Here is a 13,112-nt window from a genome sequence, read left to right as displayed (position 1 = left end):
TCGGGGAAGTCACGATCAGGGGATGGGATGATGAAGGCATGAAGGGACGCGTACTCGTCGTCGATGACGACACCGCGCTGGCGGAGATGCTCGGCATCGTGCTGCGCGGCGAGGGATTCGAACCGTCGTTCGTGGCAGATGGCGACAAGGCGCTGGCGGCCTTCCGGGAGATCAAACCGGATCTGGTGCTGCTCGACCTCATGCTGCCCGGCCGGGACGGTATCGAGGTGTGCAGGCTGATCCGCGGTGAGTCCGGGGTGCCGATTGTCATGCTGACGGCGAAGAGCGACACGGTGGATGTCGTGGTCGGCCTGGAATCGGGCGCCGACGACTACATCGTCAAGCCGTTCAAGCCCAAGGAGCTGGTGGCACGGATCCGGGCGCGGCTGCGCCGGTCCGAGGAGCCCGCGCCCGAGCAGCTGGCCATCGGCGATCTGGTGATCGACGTGGCCGGTCACTCGGTGAAGCGCGGCGGTACGACGATCTCGCTGACCCCGCTGGAGTTCGACCTGCTGGTGGCGCTGGCGCGCAAGCCGTGGCAGGTCTTCACACGCGAGGTGCTGCTGGAGCAGGTGTGGGGGTACCGGCACGCGGCCGATACGCGGCTGGTGAACGTGCACGTGCAGCGTCTGCGTTCCAAGGTGGAGAAGGACCCGGAGCGGCCGGAGATCGTCGTGACGGTGCGGGGGGTCGGTTACAAGGCCGGATCCAGCTGAGGTGAGTGCCCGGCTGTGGCGGCGTGGTTCCCGGCTGCTCCCCGAGGGAGCGACGAGCGGCCGGGCCCAGCCCGCGATGCGGATATTCGGCCGGTGGGCGCGTGGCCCGCTGCTGCCGGTGCTGCGCCTGTGGCGGCGCAATATCCAGCTGCGGGTGGTGGCGACCACACTGCTGATGTCGGTTGCGGTGGTGCTCGTGCTGGGCATCGTCGTCATGGGGCAGGTGCGCAACGGGCTGCTGGAGGCGAAACGGCAGACGGCGATAAGCCAGGCCGACGGCGGGTTCGCGGTGGCCGAGGACCTGGCGAACAACGCGCACGACGGCTCCGACCCGGTCTCCGGCCAGGGGATCACCGATCCCGGGTCGTGGATGACGGGGATCGTGGAGCAGCTGGCCTCCGGCGGCCAGGGTGTGTACTCGGTGGTGGCCCTCAGCTCGCAGCTGTCGTCGACCTCGTTCACGGGGGAGCCGGGCGCGGCGATGCGCGGGCCGCGGGCGTCGGCGGACATCCGGCCCGAGGAGAGCATCCCGGCCGAGCTGCGGCAGGCGCTGGACCGTGATCCGGCCACGCACCGGCAGTACGGCACGATCGTGCGCCCGGACGGCAGCTCGGAGTCGGCGCTGATCGTGGGGCGGCGGCTGACGGACAACGACAACGGCCAGTACCAGCTGTACTACCTCTTCCCGTTCACGCAGGAGGAGAAGTCGCTCAGCCTGGTGATGGGGACCATCGCGACCGCGGGGATCTTCCTGGTGGTGCTGCTGGGCGCGATCGCCTGGGTGGTGGTCCGCCAGGTCGTGACGCCGGTGCGGATGGCGGCCGGGATCGCCGAGCGGCTGGCGGCCGGGCGCCTGAAGGAACGGATGAAGGTCAGCGGCGAGGACGACATCGCGCGGCTGGGCGAGTCGTTCAACAAGATGGCCCGCAATCTCCAGGTGAAGATCTCCCAGCTGGAGGATCTCTCCCGGATGCAGCGGCGATTTGTCTCGGATGTGTCCCACGAGCTGCGGACCCCGCTCACCACGGTGCGGATGGCCGCCGAGGTCATCCACGAGGCGCGCGAGGAGTTCGACCCGGTGACGGCCCGCTCGGCGGAGCTGCTGCTGGGGCAGGTGGAGCGGTTCGAGTCGCTGCTGGCGGATCTGCTGGAGATCAGCAGGTTCGACGCGGGGGCGGCGAGCCTGGAGGCGGACCACAGCGATCTGCGCGATGTGGTCCACCGGGTGATCGAGGGCGCCGAGCCACTGGCGGAGCGCAAGGGCAGCGCGCTGCTGGTGCGCGGCGCCGAGGCACCGGTGGTCGCCGAGGTGGACGCGCGGCGGATCGAGCGCGTGCTGCGCAATCTGGTGGTCAACGCCATCGAGCACGGCGAGGGCCGTGACGTGGTCATCCGGCTGGCGGAGTCCGGGGACGGTTCCGCGGTGGCGCTCGCGGTGCGCGACTACGGGATCGGGCTCGGTGAGGGCGAGGCGGAGCGGGTGTTCAACCGGTTCTGGCGGGCCGATCCGGCGCGGGCGCGTACCACCGGCGGCACGGGCCTTGGCCTGTCGATCGCGGTGGAGGACGCCCGGCTGCACGGTGGGCGTCTGGAGGCGTGGGGCGAGCCGGGTGGCGGCGCGCAGTTCCGGCTGACGCTGCCGAAGGTGGCGGGCGGGACGCTGCGCGGGTCGCCGTTGCCGCTGGAGCCGGGGGACGCGCGGCGGCGGACGGTGGCGATTCCGGCTCAGGGCCGGGGCAGCGCTGCCTCCGGTGCCGCCGGCGGTTCCGGCGGGTCCGGTCCGTCGGGCTCCGTGTCGACGGTGGAGGAGGACAGCGGCCGTGGCAGGTGAGCGGTGGCGGGGCGGCGTGAAGACGGTCGGCGTGCTGCTGGCCGGCGGGCTGCTGGTGGGCGGTTGCGCGGCGATGCCCTCCAGCGGTCCGGTGCAGCGGGTGGACGCGGCCGAGCGTGCCGAGAACGAGTCCCCGGTGCGGATCTTCGGGGTCTCGCCGCAGGAGAACGCGACGCAGCAGGAGATCGTCCGGGGCTTCCTGGAGGCGATCACCAGCGACGAGGCGCAGTTCGACACGGCGCGCGAGTATCTGACGCCGCAGCGGCAGCGGGTGTGGGACCCGTTCGCGAGCACCACGGTGCTGGCGTCGGGGCCGAACTTCACCAGCCGGCTGCCGGAGGGTGACCTGCTGGCCGCCGACGGCGACACCGCGGAGAGCGCCGAGACCGCGGTCGTCGACGTGGGGGGCACGCTGCTGGCGACGGTGGACGCCGCACACGGGTACACCCCGCAGGAGGGCGGCTACCGGGAGCCGTTCCGGCTCCAGCGGGTCGAGGGCGAGTGGCGGATCGACGAGCTGCCGGACGGCCTGATCATGAGCGAGGCCGACTTCCAGCGCAACTACCACTCCGTCAACACGTTCTACTACGCGGACTGGGGCCCGGAGACGGGCAAGGCGGGCGAGACCGCCAAGGCGCTGGTCGCCGACCCGATCTACGTACGTTGGCGCATCGACCCGGTCGGGGAAGCCGTCAGGGAACTGCTGAACGGGCCGGGGGAATGGCTGGCCCCGGTGGTGCGCACCGAGATCCCGCAGGACGTCGGCCTGGCGCCGGAGCGCAACGCCATCACCATGGACTCCGGGACGCTCACCGTGGCACTGACCGGCGTGGACCCCGGGCTGCACCGCGACCGCTGCGAGCTGATGGGCGCACAGGTCCTGTACACCGTGCAGGAGCAGTCCTCCGGCGAGGTCTCCGAGGTCCGGCTGACCGACGGTGCGGACGGCTCCCGGCTGTGCTCGCTCTCGCGCGCCGAGGCCAACGGCCTGGCACCCGGCCAGCTGGACGCCCGCACGGGCAGCTCGTACTTCCTGGACGGGGAGGACCGGCTGCTGACGGTCCCCGACGTGGACGCCGAGCCGCAGATCGTCACCGGTGCGCTGGGGCAGGGGGCCGTCCCACTGCGCGAGGCCGCCGTCAGCCGGAGCGAGGACCGGGCCGCCGGTATCACCGAGGACGGCAGATCGCTGCTGGTCACCGAGATGTGGGGCATCGACCCCACCCCCGAGCCGCTGACGCTGAGCGCCTCGGCCGACCCGGAGACCGGCCTGTCCCGCCCCAGCTGGGACGGGCTCGGCGACCTGTGGGTCGCCGACCGGGACCCGGCAGGACCCCGGCTGCTGCGGCTGTCCGGCGGAGTGGGCAGCCCGCAGGAGGTCCCGGTGGAGGGCCTGCCGGCCGGGCAGCACATCGCCTCGGTACGGGTCGCCTCGGACGGGGTGCGCGTCGCGATGCTGCTGGCCGGGGACGACGGCTCGGCCACGCTGTGGATGGGCCGGATCCACCGGGCCGCCGCCGGGGAGGCGGTCGAGGTCTCCGTGCAGGGCCTGCGCGCGGTCACCCCGGTCCTGGAGAAGGTCACGGCGGCCTCGTGGGCGGGGGTCAGCAAGCTGGTCGTCGTCGGGCGCCCGGCGGACGGCGTGGAGCAGTTGCAGTACCTGGCCACCGACGGCTCACCGGCCAGCTCCTCCACCATGCCGGGCCTGGTGACCGGTCTCGCGGCGTCCGAGGACGACACCCTGCCGCTGCTGGCGGAGACCGCCGACGGCATCGTCCGGCTCCAGGACCAGTGGAGGCTGGTGACCGAGCAGGGGTCGGCGCCGTTCTACCCGGGGTAGGCCCGGAACACGACCGGGCGGGTCCGGTACGTGGGTGGTGGTGTCGTTGCGCGGCTGGTGGCGGGAGATCGGGGATCTGGTGCTGCCGGCGGCCTGCGCCGGGTGCGGTGCGGCACGGGCGGTGCTGTGCACCGGCTGCCGGGCGCTGCTGTACGGGGCGCGGGCCGGGACGGCGCGCCGGGTGCGGCCGGCGCCGGAGCCGGCCGGGCTGCCGCCGGTGTACGCGGCGGTCGAGTACGCGGGGGAGCCCAGGTCGGTGCTGCTGGCGCACAAGGAACGCGGGGCGCTGGCGCTGGCCGCGCCGCTGGGCCGGGCGCTGGCGCTGAGCGTAACGGCGGTGCGGGCGCACGGCGAACGGGTGGCGGACGCGGTGGGGCGCGGCGGCGGTGAGGTGCTGGCGCTGGTCCCGGTGCCCTCGGCGCGGGCGGCCACCGGGCGGCGTGGGCACGATCCGGTGCGCCGGATCGCGGTGGCGGCGGCGGCGCGGCTGCGACGCGAGGGTCTGGCGGTACGGGTGCTGCCGGTGTTGCGGCAGCGACGCACGGTGGCCGATCAGGCGGGCCTGGGGGCGGAGGCACGCAGGGCCAATCTGGCCGGCGCGCTGACCGCGGAGGGCAGCCGGGTGTTCGCCCACGGTGAATCCGTGGTGCTGGTCGATGACGTGGTGACCACCGGTGCGTCCCTTGCCGAGGCGGCACGCGCGGTCCGGGCGGCGGGCGGCCGGATGCTGGGAGCGGCGGTGGTCGCGGGGACACGGAGTGCCCGTGAGGAACCTGGGTAGGGGTCTACGCGTTGGTAAGGGTGCCGTAGATGGGCCATTGGAGGTACTTTCGATACAAGGCGTGGTGGTGCGAACCACCGTAAAAAGTGCACATTCGTTCTGTACCAAGGGAGCTGCTCCGCCGGCGCAGGCGGGGCGATCCGGGAACGGAGTTCTGCGTGGACATCGTCGTCAAGGGCCGCAAGACGGAGGTACCGGAGCGATTCCGGAGGCACGTGGCCGAAAAGCTGAAGCTGGACCGTATCCAGAAATTCGACGGCAAGGTGACCAGCCTCGACGTGGAAGTGTCCAAGGAACACAATCCGCGTCAGGCCGACCGTTCCGACCGGGTGGAGATCACGCTGCGCCACCGCGGACCCGTGGTCCGCGCGGAGGCGTCGGCGGCCGATCCCTACGGTGCGCTCGACCTGGCCGTCGAGAAGCTGGAATCCCGGTTGCGCAGGGAGCATGACAAGCGCAAGTGCCGTCGCGGCAAGGGCCGCATCCCCGCCAGTGAGGTGGGAGACGCCGTCCCCGACGCCGCGGTGATCAACGAGGACGGCGAGCTGGGCGCGGGCCCCGAGGAGCCGGAGCCCGCGGTGACCGTACGCCGCACCGGATCGATCGAGGTACAGGGCGACGGGCCGCTCGTCGTCAGGGAGAAGACCCACACCGCCGCCCCCATGTCGCTGGAACAGGCGCTGGAGGAGATGGAGCTGGTGGGGCACGACTTCTACCTGTTCGTCGATATCGAGACCAAGCAGCCCAGCGTCGTCTACCGGCGGCACGGGTACGACTACGGCGTGATCCATCTGGAGGCCGATCCGCTGGCGGAGCACGCCCCGGTCGGCGCGGGAGCGGCGCTGGGAGGTTAGCCTCCGCACCCGCTGATGAAGGGCGCCCCTTGGCCGGATCATGGACCCGGCGGGGGCGCCCGTCATGGAATCATGGTTCTGCCAACCGGCGTACGGTGGCCATCCGTTGTCCGGTGGGCGGCACCGGCCTGTGCAGGGGGATACGACGATGGTGGACGGCTTCGGGCCCGTGATGCCCCGCACCGGTGCGGAGCCGTCGCGGCGGGAGGCGCCGCAGGGCGCGCCCGAGCGGCGGGAGCCGATCAGGGTGCTGGTGGTGGACGACCACGAGCTGTTCCGGCGCGGCCTGGAGATCGTGCTCGCGCAGGAGGAGGACATCCAGGTCATCGGCGAGGCCGGGGACGGCGCGGAGGCGGTGGAGAAGGCCGCCGACCTGCTGCCCGACATCGTGCTGATGGATGTGCGGATGCCGCGGCGCGGCGGGATCGAGGCGTGCACCTCCATCAAGGAGGTCGCCCCCAGCGCGCGGATCATCATGCTGACGATCAGCGACGAGGAGGCGGACCTCTACGACGCGATCAAGGCGGGGGCCACCGGCTATCTGCTCAAGGAGATCTCCACCGACGAGGTGACCGCCGCGATCCGGGCGGTGGCCGACGGGCAGTCGCAGATCAGCCCCTCGATGGCGGCCAAGCTGCTCACCGAGTTCAAGTCGATGATCCAGCGCACCGACGAGCGGCGGCTGGTGCCCGCGCCCCGGCTCACCGACCGTGAGCTGGAGGTGCTGAAGCTGGTGGCCACCGGCAAGAACAACCGGGACATCGCCAAGGCGCTGTTCATCTCCGAGAACACCGTGAAGAACCACGTGCGCAACATCCTGGAGAAGCTTCAGCTGCACTCCAGGATGGAGGCCGTGGTGTACGCGATGCGGGAGAAGATCCTGGACCTGGAGACCGGCTGAGCCGGACCGCGCGGGGCGTGCGGCCCGGTGTGCGCGCCGGTCAGCGGTAGGCGGCCCGGAAGGCGTCGCCCACCGCGCGCCGCAGCGGCTCGTGCAGCCGCTCCGGGGTGGTGCGCTCCACCCGTACGGTGTCCGCGCCCACCCATGAGGCGGCCTCCACCAGGGCCTCGGCCATCGCCGGGAGCGCCTTGGCGGCCCGTTCCGTGGTGCCTTCGAAGGCGGCGTGCCGGGCGATGAGGGTGCTGCCCTCGCGCGCCGGGTCCACCCGGCCCAGCAGCCGCCCGCCGGCCAGCAGCGGCATGGCGAAGTAGCCGTAGACGCGGCGCGGCCGGGGCACGTACGCCTCGAGACGGTGCACGAAGCCGAACATCCGCTCCGTGCGGGCGCGGTCCCAGATCAGCGAGTCGAACGGGGAGAGCAGCGTCGTACGGTGCCGGCCGCGCGGCGCGGTGGCCAGGGCCGCCGGGTCGGCCCACACGCGGTTGCGGCCGTCGCCGCGGCCGCGCGGCGGCTCCCAGCCGTCCACGGTGACCTCCACCAGACCGGTGTCCTCGACGACCGAGGCGACCTGGGCGCCCTTGAGCCGGTGGTAATCGGCCAGATCCGCCTGGGTGGCCACGCCCAGCGCCGACCCCGACTGGGCGACCAGCCGGCGCAGGCACGCGGTGTCGTCGAGGTCGTCGTGCAGCAGGGCGTCCGGGACGGCCCGCTCGGCCAGGTCGTACACCCGCTTCCAGCCGCGGCGCTCCACACACACGACCTCCCCGAACATCAGTGCCCGCTCGACGGCGACCTTGACATCGCTCCAGTCCCACCACGGGCCGCCGTTCTTCGCCCCGCCCAGCTCCGTGGCGGTCAGCGGCCCCTCGGCCCGCAGCTGGTCGATCACGCGCTCGTACACGCCCTCGCCCAGCCCGTGGTGCCAGGACTCGCGCTCCCGGAAGGCGCGGCGCCTGAAGGCGAACAGCGGCCACTCCTCGATGGGCAGCACACAGGCCGCGTGCGACCAGTATTCGAAAGCGGTGCCGCCCGACCAGTACGCCCCCTCCACCGCCTCCCGGCCGACAGCGCCGAGCCGCGCGTAGGGCAGCAGCTCGTGCGAGCGGGCCAGCACCGAGATGGTGTCCAGCTGGACCTGGCCGAGATGGCGCAGCATTCCGCGCACGCCCGCTCTGCGGTCGACGGCCCCCAGCAGTCCCTGGGCACGCAGGGCGATCCTGCGGGCTTCGTCGGCGGTCAGACGCGGAGGAGCAACAGTCATGCGGGCGATCGTAGGGCCGACCACTGACAGTCGCGTCGGCGCTCGCATACCATGGCCGGTGCGGCGGGGCCATTCTCGCTGTGCCCGCGACCCAGCAGGCCCGACCCAAGGAGACCAGCCCTCGTGTCCGTCTTCAACAAGCTCATGCGTGCAGGCGAAGGCAAGATCCTGCGCAAGCTGCACCGCATCGCCGCTCAGGTGAATTCCATTGAAGAGGACTTCCTTGATCTCTCCGACGCGGAGCTGCGGGCGCTGACCGACGAGTACAAGGAGCGCATCGCCGAGGGCGAGTCGCTCGACGACCTGCTGCCGGAGGCGTTCGCCACGGTCCGGGAGGCCGCCAAGCGGGTCCTGGGGCAGCGCCATTACGACGTGCAGCTGATGGGCGGTGCCGCCCTGCACATGGGGTACGTCGCCGAGATGAAGACCGGTGAGGGCAAGACGCTGGTCGGTACGCTGCCCACGTACCTGAACGCGCTGTCCGGCAAGGGCGTGCACCTGATCACGACCAACGACTACCTTGCCCAGCGTGACTCGGAGTGGATGGGCCGGGTGCACCGCTTCCTGGGCCTGGAGGTCGGCTGCATCACGGCGGGCATGACCCCGGCGCAGCGGCGGGCGCAGTACGCGTGCGACATCACCTACGGCACCAACAACGAGTTCGGCTTCGACTACCTGCGCGACAACATGGCGTGGTCGAAGGACGAACTGGTGCAGCGCGGCCACAACTTCGCCGTGGTGGACGAGGTCGACTCGATCCTCATCGACGAGGCGCGCACCCCGCTGATCATCTCGGGTCCCGCGGACCAGGCCACGAAGTGGTACGCGGACTTCGCCAAGCTGGTCAAGCGCCTGGAGAAGGGTGAGGCCGCGGTGCCCACCCGCCAGGTGGCCGAGACCGGCGACTACGACGTGGACGAGAAGAAGCGCACGGTCGCCATCCACGACGCCGGCGTCAGCAAGGTCGAGGACTGGCTGGGCATCGACAACCTGTACGAGTCGGTGAACACCCCGCTGGTCGGCTACCTGAACAACGCCATCAAGGCCAAGGAGCTCTACAAGAACGACAAGGACTACGTCGTCATCGACGGCGAGGTCGTGATCGTCGACGAGCACACCGGCCGTATCCTCGCGGGCCGCCGCTACAACGAGGGCATGCACCAGGCCATCGAGGCGAAGGAGGGCGTGAAGATCAAGGACGAGAACCAGACGCTCGCCAAGATCACCCTCCAGAACTACTTCCGCCTCTACAGCAAGCTGTCCGGGATGACCGGTACGGCGATGACCGAGGCCGCCGAGTTCCACCAGATCTACAAGCTGGGTGTGGTGCCGATCCCCACCAACCGGGGCATGGCGCGCATCGACCAGGCGGACCTGATCTACCGCACCGAGGTCGCGAAGTTCAACGCGGTCGTCGAGGACATCGTGGAGAAGCACCGCACCGGGCAGCCGGTGCTGGTGGGTACCACCTCCGTGGAGAAGTCCGAGTACCTGTCGCAGCAGCTGAACAAGCGCGGCGTGCGGCACGAGGTGCTCAACGCGAAGAACCACGAGCGGGAGGCGGCGATCGTCGCCAAGGCCGGCCGCAAGGCGGCGGTGACGGTGGCCACGAACATGGCCGGCCGTGGTACCGACATCAAGCTGGGCGGCAACCCGGACGACATCGCCGAGGCCGAGCTGCGCAAGAAGGGCCTGGACCCGGCCGAGCACGTCGAGGAGTGGGCGGCGGCGCTGCCCCAGGCGCTGGAGCGCGCCCAGAAGGCCGTGGAGGACGAGTTCGTCGAGGTCAAGGAGCTGGGCGGGCTCTACGTCCTGGGCACCGAGCGGCACGAGTCGCGGCGTATCGACAACCAGCTGCGCGGCCGTTCCGGACGACAGGGCGACCCGGGGGAGTCGCGGTTCTACCTCTCGCTCGGCGATGACCTGATGCGGCTGTTCAAGGCGCAGATGGTGGAGCGGGTCATGGCCATGGCCAATGTGCCCGACGACGTGCCGATCGAGAACAAGATGGTGACGCGCGCGATCGCCTCCGCCCAGGGCCAGGTCGAGCAGCAGAACTTCGAGATCCGCAAGAACGTCCTCAAGTACGACGAGGTCCTGAACCGGCAGCGCGAGGTCATCTACAGCGAGCGGCGCCGGGTGCTGGAGGGCGAGGACCTGCACGAGCAGATCCAGTTCTTCATGGACGACACCATCGACGCCTACGTCCAGGCGGAGACCGTCGAGGGCTTCGCCGAGGAATGGGACATGGACCGGCTGTGGGGCGCGTTCAAGCAGCTCTACCCGGTGAAGGTCACCGTCGAGGAGCTGGAGGAGGAGGCGGACGGCCGGGACGGTCTGACGCCGGAGTTCATCGCCGAGTCCATCAAGGAGGACATCCACCGGCAGTACGGGGCCCGCGAGGAGGAGCTGGGCGCCGAGGTGATGCGCGAGCTGGAGCGGCGCGTGGTCCTGTCCGTGCTGGACCGCAAGTGGCGTGAGCACCTGTACGAGATGGACTACCTCCAGGAGGGCATCGGGCTGCGCGCGATGGCGCAGCGCGACCCGGTGGTGGAGTTCCAGCGCGAGGGCTTCGACATGTTCACGGCCATGATGGACGGGATCAAGGAGGAGTCGGTCGGCTACCTGTTCAACCTGGAGGTCCAGGTGGAGCGGAAGGTCGAGCAGGTTCCGGTCCAGGCCGCGGCCCCGGGCGCCGAGCAGGGCGGGGCGGCGCCGAAGATCCTGGCGAAGGGCCTGGAGGCCCCGAAGCGGGCGGACCGGCTGCACCTGTCGGCTCCGTCGGTGGACGGGGAGGGCGGCGTCGTGGAGAGCGATGTCGTGACCGACGCCGACCAGCCGGTGACCGGTGGCCGGGCGGACCGCCGCAAGGCCCAGAAGGGCGGCCGGCGCCGCAAGAAGTGACGCACACCGTGCGCCGCGCCCGTGCGGGGTGCGGCGGGCGGTGAACCGCCGGAGGGGCGGTGGGAACGGCTTTCGGCCGTTCCCACCGCCCCTCCGGGCGTGGTGGGGGACATCCCCCGGGTGGGGGACCCCGCGGGCCCTGCGGGGTTGACGCCCCACGGCCCCTGCCGGCCGGGTCAGCGGCGGCGGCCGTCGGGGCGGTGACGGGGTGGTGCGGTGGGGTGGGGCGGGTCCTGGTGGCCCGGGTTCATCGTGTCCAGTTCCAGGGCCGCGCACCGCCAGGAGCCGTCGGGGCTCTGTTCCAGCCGGAAGGCGATGGCCCGGGTGCGCTCGCCCACCGTCACGCGGGCGAACGCCTCGACCGCGCCGGGAGCCGGCTGGGTGGCGCCCACCCGCCGCAGCACCGGGGTGCCGGAGAAGGCGAAAGGGGCGCGGTCGGCGGCGTGGATGAGCGCCTCGTACGCCTCGGCCGTGGTGTGCCCCATCAGCAGATGGACGGGGCGGCGCCCGCTGAGGATCAGCAGCAGCCGTTCGGCGAACCAGTGCTGCGGGGTCCGCGCGCCACCGGACGTGCGGGGCAGCGGGACGCCCGGGCGGCGGGAGTCCGTGCGCCGCGTCCGGGGTGCGGGCCCGGCGCCCGGCCGGGGGCGTCGGTCGAATCCGCTCGTGCTGGCGCGCATGCCGTCCCCCTGCTCGTACTGGCGAGTAACTATGACGCAGTGTAGTCATGCGATCGCGGAGCGGCAAGGCGTACCCTGGACTCCTCACCCGTCAAGTCCTGTGATGAAAGCGGCAGTCATGCGCGTCTATGTTCCCCTCACCCTCCCGGGGCTCGCCGCCCTGCACCGCTCGGGAGAACTGGGGCCCGCGCCGCTGACCGCCTTCGCCGTCACCCCGGCACTGCGCGACTGGTACGGCGAGGGAGCCGACGAGGAGGAGCTGGAGTACGGGGCGCTCGGGGAGGCCGCGGCGGGCGCGCTGCGGCTGCTCGCCGCCGACCCGGCGGCCCCGCGGCGGCGGGTGGTCGTCGTCGCCGAGGTCGCCGACGGTGCGGTGGACGCCGACCCCCGGGAGCCCGGCGCCGTCACGCTCACCGCCCCCGTACCGCTGGCCCGGCTCGCCTCCGTGCACGTGGACGCCGCCGACGCCGAGCCGGCCGTGGCCGCGGCCGCCGCCGGGGACCGGGACGCCGACCCCGGCCACGAACTGCTGTGGTACGGCGTCCAGGAGATCCCCCACCTCCTCTAATCCATTTCGCGCCTGTCAGTGCCGCCCCGTACCGTCGAGGCATGGTTTCGGACACCCAGATCCCCGCACCGCGCTCCGCCCACATCGTGTGGGACTGGAACGGCACCCTGCTCCACGACACCGATGTGGTCGTCGAGGCCGTCAACGCCTGCCTGGCCGTCTTCGAGGCCCCGCCGATCACCGTGGAGCGGTACCGCGAGGAATACCGCGTGCCGATCCCCGACTTCTACCGGCAGCTGCTGGGCCGCGAGCTGAGCGAGGCGGAGTGGCTGCGGCTGGACGCGGCGTTCCAGTCGCACTACGCCACCCACGCGACGCGGGCCGCCCTCACCGAGGGCGCCGCCGACCTGCTGGTGTCCTGGCGGGGGGCCGGGCACACCCAGTCGCTGTGCTCGCTCGCCCTGCACGACCAGCTCACCCCGCTGGTCAGCCGCATGGGCATCGCCGGCCACTTCACCCGCGTCGACGGCAGCACGGGAGAGGGCAACCGCATCGGGAAGGCCGAGCAGATGGCCCGTCATCTGGCCGCCCTCGGAGCCGTGCCCCCCTCGCGCACCGTCGTCATCGGTGACGCCGTCGACGACGCACGGGCCGCCGCGCACATCGGGGCGCACGCCGTGTTGTATACAGGCGGTTCGCACAGTCGTCGCAGTCTTCAGCGCGCCGGCGTCCCGGTCGTGGACACTCTGGCCGAAGCGGTTGACCTGGCAGCGGAGCTGGCGGCGTGAGCGGCACCGCTCCGTTCGCCGTGAACCGGCCCTGTACTGCGATTTTGT

11 protein-coding genes are annotated in these 13,112 nt (G+C 71.8%); 9 read left to right on the top strand and 2 right to left on the bottom strand.

What is annotated here, in order from left to right; genetic code table 11:
• Positions 1-38: 38 nt before the first annotated feature.
• The 6 genes from mtrA (at position 39) to SXIM_RS08825 (ending at position 6,923) form a co-directional block, all read left to right on the top strand.
• Positions 39-716: a two-component system response regulator MtrA gene (gene mtrA, locus SXIM_RS08850; protein ID WP_030724996.1), complete on the top strand. Its 678-nt coding sequence runs from the start codon at positions 39-41 to the stop codon at positions 714-716.
• A 76-nt stretch (positions 717-792) separates the two neighbouring features.
• On the top strand, positions 793-2,547 hold the full coding sequence (gene mtrB, locus SXIM_RS08845) for an MtrAB system histidine kinase MtrB (protein ID WP_052384941.1): 1,755 nt from the start codon (positions 793-795) through the stop codon (positions 2,545-2,547).
• Positions 2,537-4,387, top strand: coding sequence for an LpqB family beta-propeller domain-containing protein (locus SXIM_RS08840; protein WP_030725001.1), 1,851 nt, complete (start codon positions 2,537-2,539; stop codon positions 4,385-4,387). The genes mtrB and SXIM_RS08840 overlap by 11 nt, the downstream gene beginning before the upstream one ends.
• 34 nt (positions 4,388-4,421) lie before the next feature.
• Entirely contained in the window at positions 4,422-5,168 is a 747-nt protein-coding gene (locus SXIM_RS08835; protein ID WP_324604798.1) for a ComF family protein, read from the top strand.
• Between the two features lie 158 nt (positions 5,169-5,326).
• Positions 5,327-6,022, top strand: a complete 696-nt coding sequence (gene hpf / locus SXIM_RS08830) for a ribosome hibernation-promoting factor, HPF/YfiA family (RefSeq protein ID WP_030725007.1) — start codon at positions 5,327-5,329, stop codon at positions 6,020-6,022.
• Positions 6,023-6,170: 148 nt separating this feature from the next.
• The gene (locus tag SXIM_RS08825; RefSeq protein WP_030725009.1) at positions 6,171-6,923 is read left to right on the top strand and encodes a response regulator; all 753 of its coding nucleotides are present in this window, start codon (positions 6,171-6,173) and stop codon (positions 6,921-6,923) included.
• 40 nt (positions 6,924-6,963) lie between these two features.
• On the opposite strand, the gene SXIM_RS08820 is transcribed toward SXIM_RS08825, so the two are convergent.
• The gene (locus SXIM_RS08820; protein ID WP_046723549.1) at positions 6,964-8,184 is read right to left on the bottom strand and encodes a winged helix-turn-helix domain-containing protein; all 1,221 of its coding nucleotides are present in this window, start codon (positions 8,182-8,184) and stop codon (positions 6,964-6,966) included.
• Between the two features lie 123 nt (positions 8,185-8,307).
• Here SXIM_RS08820 and secA point away from each other — a divergent pair, with 123 nt between their 5' ends.
• Positions 8,308-11,088: a preprotein translocase subunit SecA gene (gene secA, locus SXIM_RS08815; RefSeq protein WP_030725015.1), complete on the top strand. Its 2,781-nt coding sequence runs from the start codon at positions 8,308-8,310 to the stop codon at positions 11,086-11,088.
• A 176-nt stretch (positions 11,089-11,264) separates the two neighbouring features.
• On the opposite strand, the gene SXIM_RS08810 is transcribed toward secA, so the two are convergent.
• Positions 11,265-11,768 carry an Rv3235 family protein gene (locus tag SXIM_RS08810; RefSeq protein ID WP_046723547.1) on the bottom strand — a complete coding sequence of 168 codons (504 nt, stop codon included), beginning with the start codon at positions 11,766-11,768 and terminating at the stop codon, positions 11,265-11,267.
• 118 nt (positions 11,769-11,886) lie between these two features.
• Between SXIM_RS08810 and SXIM_RS08805 the strand changes: the two genes are divergently transcribed.
• Together SXIM_RS08805 and SXIM_RS08800 are read left to right on the top strand one after the other, a co-directional pair.
• Positions 11,887-12,336, top strand: coding sequence for a DUF6912 family protein (locus SXIM_RS08805; RefSeq protein ID WP_030725021.1), 450 nt, complete (start codon positions 11,887-11,889; stop codon positions 12,334-12,336).
• A gap of 41 nt (positions 12,337-12,377) precedes the next feature.
• Complete coding sequence (locus SXIM_RS08800; protein ID WP_046723544.1) at positions 12,378-13,064, top strand: HAD family hydrolase; 687 nt, start codon at positions 12,378-12,380, stop codon at positions 13,062-13,064.
• Positions 13,065-13,112 lie beyond the last annotated feature (48 nt).

The sequence above is a fragment of the Streptomyces xiamenensis genome (assembly GCF_000993785.3).
Taxonomy (GTDB): Bacteria; Actinomycetota; Actinomycetes; order Streptomycetales; family Streptomycetaceae; genus Streptomyces; species Streptomyces xiamenensis.
This window is presented reverse-complemented; position numbering and strand designations above follow the sequence as displayed.

What these genes read in the sequence shown, in the direction of transcription:
- mtrA (WP_030724996.1), top strand. Translation starts at nt 39, where the DNA reads ATGAAGGGACGCGTACTCGTCGTCGATGACGACACCGCGCTGGCGGAG.
- mtrB (WP_052384941.1), top strand. Translation starts at nt 793, where the DNA reads ATGCGGATATTCGGCCGGTGGGCGCGTGGCCCGCTGCTGCCGGTGCTG.
- SXIM_RS08825 (WP_030725009.1), top strand. Translation starts at nt 6,171, where the DNA reads ATGGTGGACGGCTTCGGGCCCGTGATGCCCCGCACCGGTGCGGAGCCG.
- SXIM_RS08820 (WP_046723549.1), bottom strand. Translation starts at nt 8,184, where the DNA reads ATGACTGTTGCTCCTCCGCGTCTGACCGCCGACGAAGCCCGCAGGATC.
- SXIM_RS08810 (WP_046723547.1), bottom strand. Translation starts at nt 11,768, where the DNA reads ATGCGCGCCAGCACGAGCGGATTCGACCGACGCCCCCGGCCGGGCGCC.
- SXIM_RS08805 (WP_030725021.1), top strand. Translation starts at nt 11,887, where the DNA reads ATGCGCGTCTATGTTCCCCTCACCCTCCCGGGGCTCGCCGCCCTGCAC.
- SXIM_RS08800 (WP_046723544.1), top strand. Translation starts at nt 12,378, where the DNA reads ATGGTTTCGGACACCCAGATCCCCGCACCGCGCTCCGCCCACATCGTG.